17 protein-coding genes and 1 tRNA gene are annotated in these 20,654 nt (G+C 40.8%); 6 read left to right on the top strand and 12 right to left on the bottom strand.

Annotation, left to right across the window (positions count from 1 at the left end; all coding sequences use genetic code 11):
- Positions 1 to 112: 112 nt before the first annotated feature.
- From FTU70_RS05110 to FTU70_RS05085, 6 genes are all read left to right on the top strand, one after another.
- Entirely contained in the window at positions 113 to 370 is a 258-nt protein-coding gene (locus FTU70_RS05110; RefSeq protein WP_004973099.1) for a DNA-binding transcriptional regulator, read from the top strand.
- A gap of 236 nt (positions 371 to 606) precedes the next feature.
- Positions 607 to 1,866, top strand: a complete 1,260-nt coding sequence (locus FTU70_RS05105; RefSeq protein ID WP_180060211.1) for an OmpP1/FadL family transporter — start codon at positions 607 to 609, stop codon at positions 1,864 to 1,866.
- A 548-nt stretch (positions 1,867 to 2,414) separates the two neighbouring features.
- Positions 2,415 to 5,054, top strand: a complete 2,640-nt coding sequence (gene mutS, locus FTU70_RS05100) for a DNA mismatch repair protein MutS (RefSeq protein ID WP_180060209.1) — start codon at positions 2,415 to 2,417, stop codon at positions 5,052 to 5,054.
- Between the two features lie 213 nt (positions 5,055 to 5,267).
- The gene (fdxA, locus tag FTU70_RS05095) at positions 5,268 to 5,591 is read left to right on the top strand and encodes a ferredoxin FdxA (protein WP_004973093.1); all 324 of its coding nucleotides are present in this window, start codon (positions 5,268 to 5,270) and stop codon (positions 5,589 to 5,591) included.
- Positions 5,592 to 5,733: 142 nt separating this feature from the next.
- On the top strand, positions 5,734 to 6,453 hold the full coding sequence (locus tag FTU70_RS05090) for a D-Ala-D-Ala carboxypeptidase family metallohydrolase (protein ID WP_004973092.1): 720 nt from the start codon (positions 5,734 to 5,736) through the stop codon (positions 6,451 to 6,453).
- A 151-nt stretch (positions 6,454 to 6,604) separates the two neighbouring features.
- Positions 6,605 to 7,270, top strand: coding sequence for an O-methyltransferase (locus FTU70_RS05085; RefSeq protein ID WP_180060207.1), 666 nt, complete (start codon positions 6,605 to 6,607; stop codon positions 7,268 to 7,270).
- Positions 7,271 to 7,450: 180 nt separating this feature from the next.
- Here the strand turns inward: FTU70_RS05085 and FTU70_RS05080 are convergent, their stop codons facing one another.
- The 12 genes from FTU70_RS05080 to FTU70_RS05025 form a co-directional block, all read right to left on the bottom strand.
- Complete coding sequence (locus tag FTU70_RS05080) at positions 7,451 to 8,293, bottom strand: universal stress protein (protein WP_154320670.1); 843 nt, start codon at positions 8,291 to 8,293, stop codon at positions 7,451 to 7,453.
- A 126-nt stretch (positions 8,294 to 8,419) separates the two neighbouring features.
- Complete coding sequence (locus FTU70_RS05075) at positions 8,420 to 9,046, bottom strand: DapH/DapD/GlmU-related protein (RefSeq protein WP_004973079.1); 627 nt, start codon at positions 9,044 to 9,046, stop codon at positions 8,420 to 8,422.
- The gene (locus FTU70_RS05070; RefSeq protein WP_096900925.1) at positions 9,039 to 9,638 is read right to left on the bottom strand and encodes a YigZ family protein; all 600 of its coding nucleotides are present in this window, start codon (positions 9,636 to 9,638) and stop codon (positions 9,039 to 9,041) included. The genes FTU70_RS05075 and FTU70_RS05070 overlap by 8 nt, the downstream gene beginning before the upstream one ends.
- A gap of 222 nt (positions 9,639 to 9,860) precedes the next feature.
- On the bottom strand, positions 9,861 to 10,628 hold the full coding sequence (lptB, locus tag FTU70_RS05065; RefSeq protein WP_154320669.1) for an LPS export ABC transporter ATP-binding protein: 768 nt from the start codon (positions 10,626 to 10,628) through the stop codon (positions 9,861 to 9,863).
- The gene (gene lptA / locus FTU70_RS05060; RefSeq protein WP_004973072.1) at positions 10,628 to 11,194 is read right to left on the bottom strand and encodes a lipopolysaccharide transport periplasmic protein LptA; all 567 of its coding nucleotides are present in this window, start codon (positions 11,192 to 11,194) and stop codon (positions 10,628 to 10,630) included. Before lptA ends, lptB begins: the two co-directional genes overlap by 1 nt.
- Entirely contained in the window at positions 11,184 to 11,726 is a 543-nt protein-coding gene (gene lptC / locus FTU70_RS05055) for an LPS export ABC transporter periplasmic protein LptC (protein WP_004973071.1), read from the bottom strand. Before lptC ends, lptA begins: the two co-directional genes overlap by 11 nt.
- A 40-nt stretch (positions 11,727 to 11,766) precedes the next feature.
- A complete protein-coding gene (locus FTU70_RS05050; RefSeq protein WP_004973069.1) occupies positions 11,767 to 12,306 on the bottom strand; it encodes an HAD family hydrolase in 540 nt (179 codons plus the stop codon).
- 3 nt (positions 12,307 to 12,309) lie between these two features.
- Positions 12,310 to 13,287, bottom strand: coding sequence for a KpsF/GutQ family sugar-phosphate isomerase (locus tag FTU70_RS05045; protein ID WP_004973067.1), 978 nt, complete (start codon positions 13,285 to 13,287; stop codon positions 12,310 to 12,312).
- A gap of 403 nt (positions 13,288 to 13,690) precedes the next feature.
- A tRNA-Gly gene (locus FTU70_RS05040) sits at positions 13,691 to 13,766 on the bottom strand.
- Positions 13,767 to 13,831: 65 nt separating this feature from the next.
- Positions 13,832 to 15,253 carry a cysteine--tRNA ligase gene (gene cysS, locus FTU70_RS05035; protein ID WP_154320668.1) on the bottom strand — a complete coding sequence of 474 codons (1,422 nt, stop codon included), beginning with the start codon at positions 15,251 to 15,253 and terminating at the stop codon, positions 13,832 to 13,834.
- 199 nt (positions 15,254 to 15,452) lie between these two features.
- Positions 15,453 to 16,565, bottom strand: a complete 1,113-nt coding sequence (locus FTU70_RS05030; RefSeq protein ID WP_154320667.1) for a beta-ketoacyl-ACP synthase III — start codon at positions 16,563 to 16,565, stop codon at positions 15,453 to 15,455.
- A gap of 30 nt (positions 16,566 to 16,595) precedes the next feature.
- Positions 16,596 to 20,555, bottom strand: coding sequence for a DUF3418 domain-containing protein (locus FTU70_RS05025; RefSeq protein WP_180060205.1), 3,960 nt, complete (start codon positions 20,553 to 20,555; stop codon positions 16,596 to 16,598).
- Between the last annotated feature and the right edge of the window lie 99 nt (positions 20,556 to 20,654).

Below are 20,654 nucleotides of genomic sequence, written 5' to 3'. Positions count from 1 at the left end.
TTGCTTCACTCTAAAGTGTAAATTTTGCAGTATCAAATTTATGCAGCTGTAGGACAATACTTATTTTAATAACTCATTGACTTGTTTATTCGACCCTAAGGAGGAGATAACTATGCATCTGCTTCAACACAGTCATAATCATGTGAATCATACTGTAGAGCAAACGGCTTGTTTGGATTTAGCACAACAGATCATTAAAGTTCGGCAAAAAATGAATATTTCACAAACTGAACTTGCGGCAAAATTGTGTATCTCTGCCCGAACTTTAGAAAGTTGGGAACGTGGTGTTCGTCAACCCTCGAGTTCTGCTCAAGCATTAATTCGATTATTTATTAAATCGCCACAATTTGTGTTAGAAAATTTGGCATAAAGCACTTTATGATGATGAATTAAAGCAATGTAAATCAATAAAGAAGCTCCCAAGGGAGCTTCTTTGGTCAAAAGATTTGAAGCATCATTTTGATATACATATAGAATGAATACCCTTGCTGTTTTCATAGCTCTATATTCAAAAATATAATAAAGATATGAATTTATATTCAAATACAAGAATATAACTTTTCAATATACTGCCGCATATATTGTTTTTACTCGATCTATATTCTCATGAAATATCTATCTTCTTTTATCTCAATTGCTGTTATCGCACCTTTGTTTTCAACATCTGCTTTTGCAACAACAGGATATTTCATGCATGCATATAGTGCGAAATCTCAAGGAAATGCAGGCACAGCCATTGCCAATTTTCAGGACAGTCTGACTATTGCAAGCAACCCAGCGGGTTTGAGCTGGTTAGATAAGCGTGTTGATGCAGGTTTAACTATTTTCTCTCCAGATCGTGAGTCTGAAATTACAGGAAATGGTTATGGAGCAAATGGTCAGTATGATGGCAATAGCCGTAAATACTTTGTAATTCCAGATGTAGGTTATGTTCACCCAGTGAATGAACAAGTCACTGCGGGTATTGCGGTTTATGGCAATGGTGGCATGAATACCAATTATAAAAATAATCCTTATGCAGTTTATGATAATACAGGAAGCGCAGGTATTTCATTAACCCAAGCCTTTATTTCACCTGCTTTATCTTGCAAATATGCAGAAAATCAATCTATAGCTTTGGCTGCAAATATTTTATATCAACGTTTTAGCGCACAAGGTTTTGCTGGTGATGTATTTGGTGGTGCTTCGTCCAACGATGCAGCAATTAGCGACCGTGGCAATGACGATTCATACGGTGTAGGTGCACGTATTGGCTGGTCTGCAAAACCAAATGAGAAACTGACCCTTGGTGCAAGCTATTCATCTAAAATTAATGCCAGCCGCTTTAAGAAATATGAAGGTTTATTTGCCAAACAAGGTGATTTTGACGTACCTGAAAGCTATGGTGTAGGTTTAAATTATCAACTTACCCCTGCTTTATCAGTCGCGACAGATTACTTACGCATTAATTATTCAGATGTAGATTCTGTTGGCAATAAACTGGATCAATTATTCGCAAACAATAAATTTGGCACAACACAAGGTCCTGGTTTTGGATGGGATGACATCAATGTCTATAAAATTTCAGCGACTTATCAAGCCTCAGAAAAACTGACTTTACGTGCGGGTTATAGCTATAACGATCAGCCTGTTAAAAATGATCAAACCTTCCTAAATATTTTGGCACCAGGTGTGGTACAAGAGCATTTAAGTGTTGGTGCAACTTGGCGACTCGATGATCAACAAAATGTAAGTGTGGCTTATACACACGCACTCAAAGAAACAGTGCAAGGTAACAACTCTATCCCCGCTGATTTTGGTGGTGGCGAAGCCAATTTAAGCATGAGCCAAAATATTTTGGGCGTGTCATATAGTTTGAATTTTTAAATTCTACATAGCTTGAGTTTGAATAATAGCTTGCCATGATCTGAAAAGATGATGGCTTTTTTACTTTGATTGTGATGAAGTTTTTCCAAAGTACGGCTTTAGCTAGAAATAAGACCATGCAAAGCATAATGTTACAACATGCACTACTTTCTAAATGAATCCATAGAAAACAATCAAATTTCGATGCTTTTTATAACGATGAATTACACGAAAAACTCAGTAAAATTCAGCCAAATGACACAATAATTTTCACTTTTAACTTCGCAAATCATACATTTTCAACAGCTAAGCTCTTTGAGCTATGCGATATCATTTTTGAAACTGTCGGTTTAGATTTTATGGGCGATATTTTTTATGGCTGTGTGCTCACTAACACACCAGATCAATTGAATATTATCCATTTAAAAGCTTAAACCGCTCGATGTTCGACTCGTTAGAGAGCGAGCAACAATGACATGCAGGTTCACTAATTTGACTAAGATGGCGTAAAATAAGCTAGTCACATACTTACACTTAAATTACGCTTCAAATTAAAGGACTTCAACTGCATGAACATGACAGAAATCATGGCTGATCTATCTTCACACACTCCAATGATGCAGCAATACTTACGGGTGAAGATGGAACATCCACATTCTTTAATGTTCTATCGCATGGGCGATTTCTACGAATTATTTTTTGATGATGCACACAAAGCCGCCAAACTCTTAGGCATTACCCTCACCCATCGAGGTAAAACCAGCGGCAAACCTATCCCAATGGCAGGCGTACCGTATCATGCTGCCGAAGGTTATCTCGCTCGCTTGGTTAAAAAAGGCGAAACCGTGGTAATTTGTGAGCAAATTGGCGAGGTAACAGGCAAAGGTCCTGTAGAGCGTGGAGTGGTACGGATTATCACCCCTGGTACGCTCACCGATGATGCCCTGCTCAACAGTCATCAATCTTCCAACTTGGTCTCTTTATGCTTACAGCAAAACCAAATTGGTATCGCGTTGCTGGATTTAAGTGCAGGGATTTTTAAAGTTCAGCAAATGGATTATTTGCCTGAACAACTCGCGATTGAACTTTCTCGTTTAATGCCAAGCGAAATTGTGGTCGATGAAGATATTGTCGATCCGAATATTATTGAACAGGTTAAAAAGCAACTTGACTGCCCTGTGACCAAACGCCCAAATGTCGATTTCAACCTAAACAATGCGCAAAAAACGCTTTGTGATCAGTTTGCTGTATCGACACTTTCAGGTTTTGGTATTGATCATTTGCCCTTAGCCAAAGCAGCAGCGGCAGCGTTAATACACTACGCCAAAGAAACCCAAAAAACGGCTTTACCACATATTCGCAGTATTCAATTAGAACAAAGCAGCAATTTTATTGCGCTTGATCCTGTGACCCGACGTAATTTGGAATTGGTTGAACCATTATTTGAACACGGCACTTCTTTATTCCAACTGATTAACGATTGCCAAACTGCCATGGGTAGCCGTTTACTGAGTCGTACCTTGATGCAACCTTTGCGTGACACGGCATTGTTAGATGCAAGACTGGATGCAATTCAAGCCTTAATACAAGGTTACCATGAGTCGCCTGTGCGTTTGGTACTGAAAGAAATTAGTGATATTGAACGTGTGCTGAGTCGTGTCGCACTCGGTAGCGCACGCCCACGTGATTTGGTACAACTACGTCAGGCCTGTGCGCAAATTCCCTATTTGCGTCATGCCTTACAGCCCATTGTTTCTGCACAACAATCCGCACTCATTCAAAACCTGAATGAAGAACTGGGCGATTTTCATGGACTGCATCAACGGCTGATGCAGGCAATTGTAGAAAACCCACCTGTACTATTGCGTGATGGCAATGTCATTGCAGAGGGTTTTGACAGTGAACTCGATGAACTACGCAAAATCCGTGATCATGCGGGGCAATTCCTGATTGATTTAGAAGTCAAAGAGCGCCAAGAAAGCGGTATCCCAACGTTAAAAATTGGCTACAACCGTGTCAGTGGTTACTACATTGAACTCACTCGCGCCCAAGCCGAGCAAGCACCTGAACACTATATCCGTCGTCAAACTTTAAAAAATGCAGAACGCTACATCACCCCAGAGCTAAAAAGTTTTGAAGATAAAGTCCTGTCTAGCGAGTCCCGTGCTTTAGCCCGTGAAAAGATGCTATTTGAAATGCTATTGGATGAATTACGCCAAGACATTGCTCAATTACAAATGATGAGCAGCGCGATTGCACAAATTGATCTATTGGCAAACTTTGCCCATCAAGCACGTTTACGCAATTGGGCACGCCCTGAATATAGCCCTGAAATTGGAATTAAAATTACTGCAGGACGTCATCCTGTTGTTGAGGCCTTGAGTAAAACCGCCTTTACACCGAATGATACTTTACTCGACTACAATCATCGTTTGGCAATTATTACTGGCCCGAATATGGGCGGTAAATCAACGTATATGCGTCAAACCTCACTCATTGCCCTACTTGGCTATTGTGGTAGTTATGTGCCTGCCCAAACAGCCGTATTAGGTCCTATTGATCGCGTGTTTACCCGTATTGGTTCTGCCGATGATTTATCGACAGGTAAATCGACCTTTATGGTCGAAATGACTGAGACTTCACAAATTTTACACCATGCAACCTCACAGTCTTTGGTGCTGATGGATGAAGTTGGTCGCGGAACCAGTACCTACGATGGCTTATCTTTGGCATGGGCATGTGTGTTGGATTTAAGCAAACGCATCAAATGTTTATGCCTATTTGCAACGCATTATTTTGAATTGACCGAATTAAGCAAAGAATCTGGGGTGGATAACTACCACGTAACCGCCAAAGAAATGAATGGCAACCTGATTCTCTTGCACAAAGTTCAACAAGGTCCTGCAAGCCAAAGTCACGGTTTGCAAGTGGCAAAATTGGCAGGCATTCCAGCCAATGTGATTAAAGAAGCGCAAAACCGTTTAAGAATTTTAGAAAAACAGCAGCACAAAAATGTCAATTTAGCCGTTCAAGATGACCTATTTGCACCAGCAACAAGCTCAGCTGAACCAGAAGTGATTGAACGTGTAATAGAGGTAGAAAAACCATCACCTGCTTTAGATTTATTACGCAGTATAGATGTCGATAATTTAACGCCACGACAAGCGCTGGAACAATTGTATGCTTTAAAGGAACAATTGAACGCTTAGCCGCTGTTATTTCTAAAAAATTTGAGCTAAACAAAGACTCTCAATTGAGAGTCTTTGTCATTTATAAGTTTTTTTGATGGTTTTATCCCCCTTTTATCAAATTTAGCAGCACTGTCTATATCAAATATCAGTAAAAGCGATTGTTAGTTGTAGTGATTTTTGCCTAAAATAGACTATTCTGAATTAGAACCATATTTTTAGGTAGCTGTCGCCATGACATTTGTTGTCACTGAAAACTGTATTAAATGTAAATATCAAGACTGCGTTGAAGTTTGTCCTGTAGACTGCTTCTACGAGGGTCCGAACTTCCTTGTCATTAATCCAGACGAATGTATCGACTGTGCATTATGTGAACCAGAGTGTCCTGCCAACGCTATTTTCTCTGAAGATGAATTACCAGAAGGTCAGGAAGTGTTTATCGAGCTAAATGCTGAACTTTCACAGACTTGGCCAAACATTACACAAATTGGCGATCAACCTGCTGATCGTGAAGAATGGAATGGCAAACCAGACAAATTACAATACTTAGAAAAGTAAGTTCGTCTTGTTGTGAAAAAGATCAGTCCTGTGCTGATCTTTTTTTATACCTAAAACACACATTTGATTGCAATATTTTCAAATTTTAACCAGCATTTTCGATTAGAATACTGCCACTTTAAATAAATATCTGATTTGCCTAATGAAGAAATTTTTCAAGGCGCTGTTTTCGTTCAGCATTGTTCCCGTTATCTTGGTTGCCTGTAGTTCAACCCCAAACAGAACAACAACGATCACCACGCCCGATGGAAAACGAATTTTCATTCCTCAAGAAAAAATCACCTATGAGCGTCAGGTAGCACCTAAAATTGTGCCTTATTCGTATAATGCATGGGTGGCAGTGAGTGACAATTTACGCCAAGTTCGTGAATATGAACGCTTCTTGGAACACAACGGTGTTGGCAATATTATTCCAAGTTTTGAATTAATGCGTACCGCACGTGACTGGCAACGCTGTGGACGTTCGCAATTTATGATTCCAAGTCGTGAATTGTGGCAAAATCAGGTGCCTACCTTGCGTGTATTTAAATATTTGGTCGCCTCTAAAGTCTTAACTGATTTTGAAGTCACTTCTGTCTATCGAGATTTACCACTGAATCAATGTGCAGGTGGTGCGAACTCATCGCGTCACTTATTTAACTCAGCCATTGATTTTAGAATTGGGCCACAATTCCCGAATGCCGAAGACTATGCCTATATTGAAAGTACCAAATACAGACTGTGTCAGTTCTGGCAGCAATATGGTCAAAGTTTAAACATGGGCTTAGGCTTATACGCTTCAGGACAAATTCATATTGATACACAAGGTTATCGAACTTGGGGGCCAGATTTAAGCCGCCATTCATCTATGTGTAATTTCTAATTCAGTGTTGTTTAGAATTAAATCCTAAAGAGGTCAAATTGACCTCTTTTTTTATTACGAAATAGATTATCACCTGCTCCATTCCGCGAATAAATTGCACTCTGAGCAGAAAAGTTTACAATGCACACATCGCAACAAAGGTGAGCACGCTATGCAACAAATGTGGACGGATATCGATTACTATATCGAATCACATTTAATTCCCGAAGACCCAGTTTTGACGCAAACTTTAGAAAATACCGATGCCAAAGGTTTTCCAGATCACCTTGCAGTTGCGGCAAATCAGGGCATGTTGCTACAAATGCTCATTCAAATGAATCAATGCAAACGTGTGTTGGAATTGGGCACATTCGCAGCTTATAGCACAATGTGGCTAGCACGTGCGCTGCCTGAAGATGGTTATATACTCACGATTGAAGGACGTGATACCCATGCAGCTTTGGGACAGGAAAATATTGACCGCGCTCAATTAAAACAAAAGGTTGAATTAAAAGTTGGTCGTGCTGCAGAAATTCTAAAAGCTCTGCCAGAAGATACTGAAGCTTTTGATTTTATTTTTATTGATGCCGACAAACAAAGCTATCCTGAATATTTGGAACTGAGTCTTAAACTTTCACGCTCAGGTACAATTATCTTTTTAGACAATGTAATTCGTGCAGGGGAAATTTTAAATCCTGACAATCACAAACCAAGCATTGAAGGGATTCGTGACATGTTCAAAGCCATGCAAAATCATTCGCGAATTTTATCGTGCACAGCATTACAAACTGTAGGCAGCAAAGGACATGATGGCTTTGCTTTAGCGATTGTAAAGTAAAGTCCACACAAGGTTAAAAAACAACCTAAAGCAATTTTACATTATATATTATAATGTTACATATACTGTCCATACAGTTATCCACAAATTATGCGGATAACCATGGACAGTCAGCAAGCATTTACATCAGTTCAACTAAACAATCTTTTGAAATGATCTTTTTTGAATCATTTACGATTTTTACTTTGCCACCAACAAAGGAACAGTTGAGTTACGGAAAATATTGGTGGTAATGCTTCCCAAGAAAAATTGATGAATTTTACTGTGGCTAAATGCCCCTAGTACAATCAACTGGATACCATGTTCACGTTGATAATCTAAAATATTTTCAGCTACATCACCATAACGATATTCAACCACGACATCTAAACCCGCTGCTGTTAAAAAATCTGCAGGTTCATTTAAAACTTCAGGATGATCGCCCACATAAAGCAAATGACATTGCAGTAATTTAAGCAAATCACTTTGTGCAATTCGCTTCATCATTTTGATGCAAGTTGGGGAATATTCATAAGCAAAAATAAAGCGGGTTGGTGCTTTAAAATGCTCTCCCACAGTCATCACGGTACAATTTGCACCACGAATAAAGTTTTCGACATTACTCCCTAAAGCCTTATTGCGTTCAGCAGATTTTTCGCCCACGCGTCCAATCACCACAATATCGTCTTCATTCAACACACTGAAGCTTTGTTCTAGAAAATCGCCTTTTTCTTGAATTTGAGTAGGTACAATTTCATATTTTTCCTGAATCATATTGGAAATGTGCTGCAATAAATTGTTGCTATAGTCGAGTGCTAATTCACTTTGTTTTTGTTCCAACTCAGCTAATTCTTTGAGTAACATCGCATTACTTTCAAAACCAATCACGCCACTAATTTCCCCCAAATGATAACTGGCGGGGTAATAATCCAAAACTTGTAATAACACCAATTCACGTTGAGTTTGTGTTGCAATCCACGCAGCAGCTTCAGCAAGCGCATTAATACAAGGCGAAGAATCAATACAAGCAATTACACGTTTCATTATTGCCTCTCTTACTGCCTTTTGCAGGCTATTTTTTAGTTGTTATTTTTAACTTAACACAACTCGTGTTGCAGGGACATGAAAAAATGTAATGAAGTTTAAAGATTTAGCCTTGCTGCATCGTATTTACTCACGATAACGAATCAATTTGGCAGGGTTTCCTACCACAATTTCCCGCTCCTGAACATCTTTGGTGACCATGCTATTCATACCAACGACTGCATGTGCCGCAATCTTCACCCCATCTTTAACACCAACATGCGCACCTAACCAAACATCCTTACCAACTTCAATGCCCTGTGAACGCACCGCTTGCTGATAAATGGGCTGATCCAAAGCCATGCCATGATCAAATGCATATAAATGACAATATGCTGCGATACGCACCTGATCATGAAGCTTAATTCCAACTCTGCCACCATCTAAAATACAGTGGTGATTAATCGCGACTTCATTGCCAATTTCTAAAGGGCCATGCAAAGTACAATCGGCTGCAATAAAGGTATTATCGCCAATACTGATTTTACGTCCTGGTTCTGCAAAAATATGTGCCAATGGTGAAATAAAACAGTTTTTGCCAATCTCTACCGTTTCCATTGCCATTAAATAAGCTTGATATTCCTGCTGCCAAGCTTCTGCCCAAGCACGATGTTTAGGTTTTAATGACCAATATAACCACGGCATGTAGTTTAAACGGTGTTTATGCTGCTCACGGTACTTCGATAATGGATCAGGTGAATTTGCTTCAGTCATCTTGATCATCCTCAAGGATTTTGAGTTGTTCACGCCCACGGCTAATATCTTGTAATTTTAGTTTTAAAGGGTCTATTTGATCGACTTGCATGAATGCCTTTACCAACACGCCTTCGGCGGTGTAGTCTTCGCTGTACTCAATCTGCTGACTATTTAGCTCGTATTGTAAAATTGCCCACTCATTAAAATGACAGGAAAATTGCACGGTCTTTTTTTCAATCAGTTCTATTTTTTCTGCTAGAGCCAAACATTGCCCTGCACATCCCCCATAGGCACGTACCAAGCCGCCTGTGCCCAATTTAATGCCGCCGTACCAACGATTCACCAACACCAAAACATTAGTCAACTCATTGCCTTCAATCGTGGCTAAAATAGGACGTCCTGCCGTACCTGAAGGTTCGCCATCATCATTAAAACGTAATTGATGCCCGATTTTCCATGCCCAACATTGATGTGTGGTAGATGAATCACGCTGCTGTTCCAAAAAAGTTTTTACCGCTTGCTCATTATCTACAGGCACAGCAATTGCCTGAAATCGACTTTTTTTAATTTCTTCTTCAAAAGTGATGGGCGCAGCAATGGTAAATGGCATAACACTCCAGATCAATCAACCAGTTAAATAAAAACTTGATAATTATAACGTGTTTAGCGCTCTAACGTATTTAGAGTTATAGCTTATTTGGACTGATAACCACCATGAAAAAACCTTCTATCCTCAAAGGTATAGAAGGTTAAATAATATTTACACGACTTTCTGTTCTACAACTTATGCAGTAAGCATACGAAAACCAATAACGATTAGAACATTCAAGCTTTAAACAAAAAAGTCTTCACCCAAATAAACTTCACGCACAATTTCATTTTCCAGAATTTCTTGCGGTGTACCCTCTGCAATGACTGAACCTTCGCTAACAATATAAGCACGTTCACAAATGGCTAAAGTATCACGGACGTTATGGTCGGTAATTAATACGCCAATGTCACGATCTTTTAAGGTACGAATGATATCTTTAATATCACCGACAGAAATAGGATCGACCCCTGCAAAAGGCTCATCTAACAACATAAATTTAGGGTCTGCTGCCAAAGCACGGGCAATTTCTGCACGACGGCGTTCGCCACCCGACACACTCATCCCTAATGAATCTTTAATATGCGTGATTTTAAAATCTGCCAGCAATTCTAATAAACGCTGCTGACGTTGCTGTTTATTTAAATCTTTGCGGGTTTCTAAAATAGCCATAATATTTTCAGCGATGGTCAGCTTTCTGAAAATAGAGGCTTCTTGCGGTAAATAACCAATCCCCTTACGCGCACGTTCATGCATGGCAAGGTCAGATAAATCCAGTTGATCTAAATGGATTTCGCCTTTATCCATACGCACCAAACCCACAACCATGTAGAAACTGGTGGTTTTACCCGCACCGTTCGGCCCAAGTAACCCGACAATTTCACCACTTTTCATTTCAAATGAAACGTCTTTAACCACCCAGCGCTTATTATAGTTTTTGGCTAAATGCTTAATACACAAAGTCTGCTGACCGTGCTGGACGCTGTCCTGTGCTGCGCTCGTTTGATCCATTAATCACGCGCTCCCGGGAATGATTTTGAACTTGATGGTGGAATCACAATTTTTACACGACCCGCTTCAGAACCAGTTTTGTTCGGTGTACCAATCGCTTCAACATCGCCTTTGTTCATACTATAACGCAAGGTATTACCACGAATACTGGCTCCATCTTGCTCTAAAAGTGCGCCACCCGTTAAGGTGATAATGCCTGTTTCAGCATTGTAAACAATCTTTTGCGCCTGACCTTTGGCAAGCCCTTTGGCTGGATCAGTCTTTTGCTGGAATTGCGCAGGTCTGCCCGTTGCCGTAATGACACTAATTTCTTTTTTGCTGTTCAGATTAGCAACAATCGAATCTGCCTGCAGTTTCATGGTGCCCTGTTCAATCACCACATTGCCTGTATAAGTGGTGACGCCAGTACGTTCACTAAAGGTCGCACGGTCTGCCAATAAAGTAATAGGCTGACTGCGGTCTGACGGAATTGCCCATGCACCTGCCGATGAAAGCACCGCCAAGCCCACAAGTGCTGCTTGTTTTATCAACGCTTTAGGAGCTGTAAGCTTAGATTTATGGTTCATACTTTCCTCGAATATTAAAAAATTCGTATTGCCCGTCATTTAAATTGGCTTTTAAGCCCTGACTGATAAAATCAGCCTGTGGAGATTGTACAGTCACTTGTTTTTCGGTACTGATTTCACGTGTTTTAGGAAACACATTCAACTCGACTGTTTCAAGCGTCAGTTTGCCTTGAGCGAGTAACTTGGTTGCTAGCACTTGATCTGACAACACAACCTTTTCATTGTCATTAAAACCTTGTGCCTGTTTAGCAAAAAAAGTGGCATCCACCGCGCCCGCTTTATACATAGAGGCATTCAAATTTTCCAGCTTAGAGGTTTTTTGCTGCATGTCTTGCTCTAAACGGTCAATTTGCGCACGCACATATAAATTGCCCTGCTCATCTGTTTGGGTCAGATGAATTTGCTCTGCACTATAAGTCATAGAGCGAGCAGCGTCAGTTTCCAGTTTTTTGCCTTTACCGCTGTAATAGTAATAACCACCACTTACAGCTGCAATTGCAATCGCAGTAACGTATAAAACTTTAGTATCCATAAGTGGGGCTGTAACTCAAACCTTTGAATGTATGACTTAATTAATGAGGGATGCTGAGATATTTTTCAAGTAAGCTTTGGTACACACCTTTGGCGGTTAAAATCATATCGCAGATTTCACGTACCGCACCGCGCCCACCCATGGCCTGTGTGACTAAATCGGCACGACGACGCACTTCAATATGTCCATTTGGCACTGTGACTTTCATCCCTGCAATCGAAAACGCTGAAAGATCAGGCCAGTCATCGCCCATATAGAGACAATCTGCAGGTGATAAACCTAACTTGGCACAGGCTTCCTGCAATGCAGTGCCTTTATCTTCACGTCCTTGGTAGACCAAATCTACACCTAAATCGGACATGCGTTTTTCGACAATATTACTTTTACGACCCGTGATGATAATGACTTTAACACCTGCTTGTTGCACCAGTTTCATACCTAAACCATCACGAATATCGAATGATTTAATTTCATCACCGCTGTTGGTTAAGGTGACAAAACCATCACTTAGAATTCCATCGACATCTAAAACCAAAGCTTCAATATGACGCGCTTGCTCTAATAAAATATAAGATGCCATTGTTTAGTTTACCCCTGCTTGAATCAAGTCATGCATACTGATCACACCAATGACTTTATTGGCATCATCCACCACCACAAACTGATTGATTTTACGGTCACGTAATTGTTCTAAAGCTTCAACTGCACGTGCTTCTTGTGAAATCGTTGCAGGATGTTGAGTCATCACTTGCCCAACTTGTAAATTCACATCAAAGCCCTGTTGTTTATCAATTAAACGTCGTAAATCACCATCGGTGAAAATGCCTAACAAGACGTCATTTTCATCGACAATTGTGGTTAAACCTAGACGTTTGTTTGAAATTTCGTATAACACTTTGTTCATTGGTGTATCTGGTGCAACTTTAGGTAATTCTGTACCGGTATGCATCAAATGTTTCACATGCAATAACAGGCGCTTACCCAAAGCGCCTGCAGGATGTGAACGAGCAAAATCATCGGCAGTAAAACCACGTGCATCAAGTAACGCTACAGCCAATGCATCACCTAATGCCAAGGTTGCAGTCGTACTTGAGGTTGGTGCTAAACCAAGTGGACAAGCTTCCTGAATATTGCCTAATGTTAAAGCGACATCAGCATTTTGTGGCATCGGCCCGCGATCATCACCGCTAATTGTGATTAGAGGAACTTCCAGATGTTTGATGAGTGGCATCAACATCATAATTTCATCACTTTTGCCGGAGTTGGAAATGGCAATTAAAACATCACCCCGTACCAACATTCCCAAATCACCATGCCCTGCTTCACCCGGGTGCATAAAGAAAGACGGCGTGCCTGTAGAGGCAAACGTCGCAGCCATTTTACGACCAATATGACCTGATTTTCCCATACCTGTGACCACAACACGCCCTTTGCAATGCAACATGATTTCGCAGGCACGGCTAAAACGCTGATCAATTTGCGTCGCCAAGACTTGTAATGCTTGTTCTTCTATTCTTAAAGTGTCTAAGGCTACAGATTGGAAATCAATGGTATTTGACATGTTTGGCATTCAACGTTCAACTTAAATTGAGTATTTTCTACACCTCAATAAAAGCGATTTATTGAAGCACATTTAATTTTCGCAATTTTAGCATATCTATGCAATTCTACACTTTGATTCTGCGTGTGTTTTTTGTTTTAACGCATTTTTGTATGCTGTTTTAATTAACTCGCTTTTTGACTCGAGTTTCAAATGAAAAACAATCATATTTGAGCTTAGGCTATTTATTTTATTGATTCAAAGTTGCAGATAAAGCTAAAGATAGAACTAGCTCAGAAGCATATTTCAACGAAAATGCTCTAAAAATTATGGATCAAACCCATCTATAAAGCTGACTGCAAGCAAGCTGTAACAAACAGCCATAAAAAAACGCTTATCTTTCGATAAGCGTTTTTTAAAATTTTGGAGCGGGAAACGAGACTCGAACTCGCGACCCCAACCTTGGCAAGGTTGTGCTCTACCAACTGAGCTATTCCCGCAATATGGAAGTGAATTATAGAGAATTTCATACAACTGTCAACTCTCTATGCTCCCAAGTGCTCAATTAATCAGCACGACGCCATACTGTACCTTGACGGGTATCTTCCAAGACCACACCTTGATCGAGCAAAGACTGACGAATTTCATCAGCACGGGCGAAATCTTTGGCTTTTTTGGCATCCTGACGTTGCTGAATGAAGTCTGCAATGGCTTGTTCAGATAAACCTAAAGCGTCCTGACCAATATCAGATTTCAGGAATTCATCGACATCATGCTGCACCAAACCTAAAATATTGGTCAAATGACGCAAAGTCGAATAGTACACCGCCGCCTGATCTGCCTGCTGCTCTTTTACTGAACGGTTCAGCTCTTTATTGACTTCAAACAGAACTGCAATTGCTTCGGCTGTATTAAAGTCGTCTCGCATTGCGGCATTAAAACGTTCCACCAAAGCCTCATCTAACTGCTCAACTGTTTGCGTACCGTACGCTTGTTGATAAGCTTTAAATGAGTGATAGAAACGTGATAATGCGGTTTTGGCTTCTTTGAGTGCTACATCGGAGAAGTTTACAGGGCTACGATAATGCGATGACACAATAAAGTAGCGGATCACTTCAGGATGGAATTTTTCCATCACATCACGAATGGTGAAGAAGTTACCCAATGACTTCGACATTTTTTCGCCATCGACATTAATAAAGCCAACGTGCATCCAGTAATTTACATACTGCTCACCTGTTGATGCTTCAGACTGGGCAATTTCATTTTCATGGTGTGGGAACATTAAGTCTGAACCACCACCATGAATATCAAAATGATTACCTAAGCAGCAAGTCGACATCGCAGAACATTCAATGTGCCAACCCGGACGTCCATTGCCCCACGGCGAAGCCCAAGATGGTTCATTTTCTTTGGCATGTTTCCACAAAACAAAGTCAAATGGATGCTTTTTGTCGACTTCAACATCAACACGCTCAGACGCGCCCGCCTGCATGTCTTCTAGCTTGCGACCTGAAAGACGGCCATATTTGTCAAATTTTTCAACCTGAAAATAAACATCGCCATTACTTGCAGGATAAGCTGTGCCTTTATTGACCAAATTACCAATCATATTTTGCATTTGATCAATATATTCAGTGGCACGTGGTGCAGCATCAGGTTCAACACAGCCTAAGTTTGCCGCATCTTCATTCATGGCTTGAATAAAACGATCTGTTAAAGCTTGAATGCTCTCGCCATTTTCATTGGCACGTTTAATAATTTTGTCGTCAATGTCGGTAATGTTGCGGACATATTTCACATTCCAACCTTGACTGCGCAAAAAGCGAATGATGTAGTCAAATGCAACCATAACCCGCGCATGCCCGATATGACAGTAATCATAAACCGTCATGCCACAGACATACATGTCGATATGTCCTTCTTTACGCGGAACAAATTCAACTTTTTTTCGTTGCTCTGAGTTATATAGAACAAATGGTTGCATAGGTTTTCAAAATAGGTCTATTAAAAGATGCTCCATCTTAACCTAAGCATTATTTTTCATAAAGTTTTTCGATGTTTTTATTCTGTATGTGTCTGTGTGAAGAGAATATCGCGGATGATCCAAGCCTTCTCCCGAAGGAGAAGGAACTTTTTAATACCTGTACTTAGGCGTTTGCTGATCTTATACGGTTTGGCAAAGCTTATGCAGCATCACGTTTTTGTACCAAAATCGCGCCAACTGAATAGCCTGCGCCAAATGAACACAAGACACCATATTCACCGTTTTCGACTTCGTGTGCAGTACGGTGTAAAGCGATAATTACCCCTGCCGAAGAAGTATTGGCAAACTCATCTAAAATAATAGGTACTAAACCTGGTTGTGCTGCTTCTTTACCAACCACCAATTTCAAAATGAGTTCGTTCATGCTGGCATTGGCTTGGTGCAACCAGAAACGCTTCACCTCGGTTGGCGCAATCTGATTCTTTTCTAATTGCGCAGTAATCATTTTGGCAACTAAGGGGCAAACTTCTTTAAAGACTTTACGACCATCTTGATGGAAGCGTTTATCGTCAATATCTGCATTTTCACTTAAGTTTAAAAAACCGAAATTATTACGGATATTATTCGAGAACTGAGTAAACAGGTTCATGTCCAAAATTTCGAAACCTGCTTTGGTTTCAGTGTCTTCCAAAATTGAAGCGGTTGCTACATCACCAAAAATAAAGTGGCAGTCACGTGAACGGAAATCGTTATGACCTGAGGTAATTTCGACATTCACCAACAGTACGCGGCGCGCACCTGCTTTAATCGCATCATGCGCTTGCTTAATGCCGAAAGTCGCAGCAGAACATGCCACGTTCATGTCATAGGCATAACCTTGAATACCAAGCGCAGTTTGAATTTCAATCGCCACCGCAGGATAAGCACGCTGCAAGTTTGAGCAAGACAAAATCACCACATCAATATCTTCTGCGGTCACGCCTGCATTTTGCATGGCTTGTTTTGCAGCAATTACACCCCATTCTGCTTGTAGCGAAATTTCATCATCCCCGCGTTCACGCAAATTTGGACGTAAACGGTTAATGTCCAGAATACCTGTTTTTTCTGACACGTAACGGCGTTTTACCCCAGAGGCTTTTTCGATAAAGTCAGCACTTGAGCCACGACGTTCTTCAAGCTCACCTGCTGCAATTTTGTCAGCATTGAGCTGATTATACTGTTCCACATAAGCATTTAAACTTTCGACCAACTCTTCATTGGTAATAACATCTTCTGGGTGATAAAGACCAGTACCTATAATGCGAATGCCCATGTAAAACTCCTTCTAGAAATTACTAATATCTTAACTGATTCCGAGCTTTTCCCATACTTTTTGCAGCCGAGTTGCAGAAATTGGCATTTTGGTTTTCATGGGTTGAGAGAACAGCGATATGCGTAATTCTTCCACCATAAAGTACAATTCCTTGAGTCGGGCATCTTGTTTGTGTTTAAACAATTTGTCCATCCAAGGGTCAATTTGGGCGATGGCAGCATCGTCTCTTTGCAAGTTATTGGGTAAGCGGTCTAAACGTAATAACAACGCTTTCAAATAGCGCGGATATTCGCTCCACACCTCTACAGGCTTGCTATACACAAAGTCTGCCAGATGCATTAAGTCCAGCTGATCTTCTATATCATCCATATTTTTAGCAAAAACTGCTTCATCAAGCATAAGAAGCTGACGGCGGATGTCTTGCCATGCAATATAAATTTCATTAAAGATACGCAGCGTGGTTTGACCATGACTGAGGAAAGTCTTTTTTACCTCAAGCTGCAAGTTTTGAAACTCTTCCAAGTTGACTGGTAAGTCACCAATAATGCTTTGCAATGTTGCATAGATCAACATTTGCTCAAGTTGAGCTTTATCACCCAAAGGCGAATACGCCAAAGCCAAGGGTTTATCAATTTGTTTTTTCAATTGGCGTGATAAATCACCCAATTGCACATATAGCAAACGAATCACGCCTTCACGGTGCTGACGAATCGCCTCACTCTGATCATTAAAGGTTTGAATCACCACACCCGATTCATCTTTTGGTAAAAGCTCTGCAAATGTTTTGCTTGGTACCAACGCCTGATATTGCTTAACCACTACGCCCGTAACTTTTTGCGAAGCTTCAAATACAAATCGTTCAGGAAAAGTTTGAAATTCTCCGTGCACCTGCTTTACAGGACTATGCGTTTCGGTATGGCAACGCGCTTTTAATTCAGATAAATCACGACCTTGCTCAATCACCCGCCCTTTTTCATCTAGCACTTTAATGAACGGCAATAAATACGCATCTACCCGCTCAAAGCTAAAGTCTTTTTCGGTGATGTGTTCAGCACGTAATTGAAATGCCAAAAAGCTAAAAATGTGCTCGCGTAAATTTACCGCATCAACACGTTGTAGCAACTTTCGAGCTGTGTCTGGAATAGGCACCAAATGACGACGCTTATCTTTAGGCAAAGTCTTGAGCAAGGCTTCAATTAAATTTTCACGCCAACCCAGAACACCCCACGACCAGATATTTTCATCGACCTGTGCCAACGCTTGCACTGGAATTTTAACGGTTGCGCCATCTTCATCATGGCTGGGGTCAAAACGGTAACTGGCCGCCAAGCGCAGCTCACCATTACGCAAATAGTCAGGAAATTGCTGCGTGGTCGGACGATCATTCAGCCAAAGTGCATCATCTTCCACAAATAAATAACGTGGATTTTGCGGCTCTACTGTGGCACGCCAATCTTCAAAGGAACGACGGCTTGCAACTTCTGCAGGTACTTTGGCGGCATAAAATTGATAAATAGTTTCTTCATCAACAACTAAATCACGACGACGTAATTTATCTTCAACCCGTTCCACTTCTTCCAGTTTAAGCAGGTTGTGTTTTAAAAATGGTGGGGTAATGCCCAAGTTGCCTGTGGTTAAAGCATCACGTAAGAATATTTCATGGGCGGCTTCCTGATCGACCTTTTCGTAATTGACAGGACGTTTCGGCTCGATAATTAGACCAAACAGCGAAATTTGATCATAGGCATTCACCACGCCTGCTTTTTTAGACCAATGTGGTTCAAAATAGTGATGCTTCAGCAAATCACGTGCAGCCAATAAAATCCATTCAGGTTCAATTTTTGCCAAGGTGCGTAGATACACTTGCGAAGTTTCTACCATCTCAAATGCCATGACCCACGGTGTATTGGTTTTATGCAAAGTCGATGCAGGGAAAATTCGTGCTTTTTGTTGGCGTACTGCCATAAACACATTGCGCTCATCGGTTTTATTGGCAATAAAAGAAAGCAACCCTGTTAATAACGCCCGATGCAGATTTTCATAACTGGCTTTTTTCTCATTAAACGACAGTTTTAAGCCACGCGCCAAATCCACCAATTGTTCATGAGTTTTCTTCCATTCACGTAAACGCAACCAACTTAAAAAATGCTGACGGGCAAAAGTACGACGTTTGTTTTCACTCATGCCATCACGGTTTTCGTGTAAAGTTTCCCACAATTTTAAATAGAATAAAAAGTCAGAATCTGCTTCACGGAACAAAGCATGTTTTTGATCGGCTTGCATTTGTTTGTCTGCAGGACGTTCACGCGGGTCTTGTACCGCCAATGCCGCTACAATAATCAGGACTTCATTTAACACCCCAAAATGCGCACCGCCTAAAATCATACGTGCCAGTCTTGGATCAATCGGCATTTTTGCCATTTGCTGACCAATTTTGGTTAAGCTGCTGCCTTGAAGCTCGCCTTTATTAGCGGTGGATTTAGTGGAATTATTCGGATGATTGTCTCCCTTTTGCGTCGCAGAGCTACTCATTCCGTCTAAAAGAGGGGCTTTACCCTTCTCAATCATCGCACCCAGTTCAATCAACAGCTTACGACCATCATTGACTAAACGATGATCTGGCGGCTCAATAAAATCAAAATCTTCGAGCGTACCCAAGCCCAAACTTTGCATTTGTAAAATGACCGATGCCAAGTTGGTGCGTTTAATTTCAGGTTCAGTAAACTCTGGGCGACTTAAAAAATCTTCTTCTGAATACAGGCGAATACAAACGCCTGGTGCAATACGACCACAACGTCCTTTACGCTGATTCGCTGCTGCCTGAGATACTGCTTCAATCGGTAAACGCTGCACCCGTGAGCGATAGTTATAACGTGAAATACGTGCAAAACCGCTATCAATCACATAGCGGATATTGGGTACAGTGAGTGCGGTTTCAGCGACGTTGGTGGCAATAATAATGCGACGACCACCACCTGAAGGATTAAAAATTTTTTGTTGTTCCGCCAAAGCCAAACGCGCATACAACGGTAAAATTTCAGTATGACGCGGTCCATGCTTATGCAAGGTTTCTTGCAGCTCCCGAATTTCCTGTTCAGTACTGGCAAAAATTAGAATATCGGCATGTTCAGGATGACCTTTTTCCTGTGCATCGGCAAAGCATTCTTCTACCGCTTGCACCACTGCGCGTGGCAAGTTTTCTTCAAAGTCATCAAACTCATCATCATCACTACCACCAATGCTTAATTCAGAAATTGGACGATAACGTACTTCGACAGGATAGCTTCGACCTTCGACCTCAAAAATAGGTGCGCCGTTAAAATAGTTACTAAAACGCTGCACATCTAAAGTTGCAGAAGTGATGATGACTTTTAAATCAGGGCGACGTGGCAAAAGTTGCTTTAAATAGCCCATAATGAAGTCAATATTTAAAGAACGCTCATGCGCTTCATCTATAATAATGGTGTCGTATTTATTTAAATAACGATCATTGGCAAGCTCTGCTAACAAAATACCATCGGTCATTAAACGGACAATTGAATCTTGCGAACCCTGTTCATTAAAACGAACTTTAAAGCTGATGGACTCACCTAACTTTTCGCCAACTTCTTCGGCAATACGCTGCGATACACTACGCGCAGCAAGACGTCGTGGCTGAGTATGACCAATTAACCCCGTTAAACCACGACCTGCCAACATTGCAATTTGTGGTAACTGTGTAGTTTTCCCTGAACCTGTTTCACCCGCCACAATAATGACCTGATGTTGCTGAATTGCAGTAATCAACTGTTCGGCAGATTGAGTCACAGGTAAATCTTGATTCAACTTAATGTTGGGAATGCGCTGTGCACGCTCCAACACTTTTAAATTAGATTTTTCAAATAATTCCTGATATTGCTTTGGATTGGCATCTTTGCCTTTTCGTAGTCGATTTAAACGATGACGATCACGCGCCAAAACGAGGTGCTCTACATTTAAATGACTCTGCACAGAATACGCTTCCTAACCAAAACACAAACGCGTATTTTACGCTGTAATGCCTTTAAGCGAAAGAACAGTGATTTAGAATGCGTATTTAAAAAGTTTTAA

Origin of the sequence: Acinetobacter sp. YH12135 (assembly GCF_013418565.1) — a bacterium.
Lineage (GTDB): Bacteria > Pseudomonadota > Gammaproteobacteria > Pseudomonadales > Moraxellaceae > Acinetobacter > Acinetobacter towneri.
The sequence above is the reverse complement of the archived record's forward strand: the minus strand, read 5'-3'. Positions and strand labels throughout refer to the sequence as shown.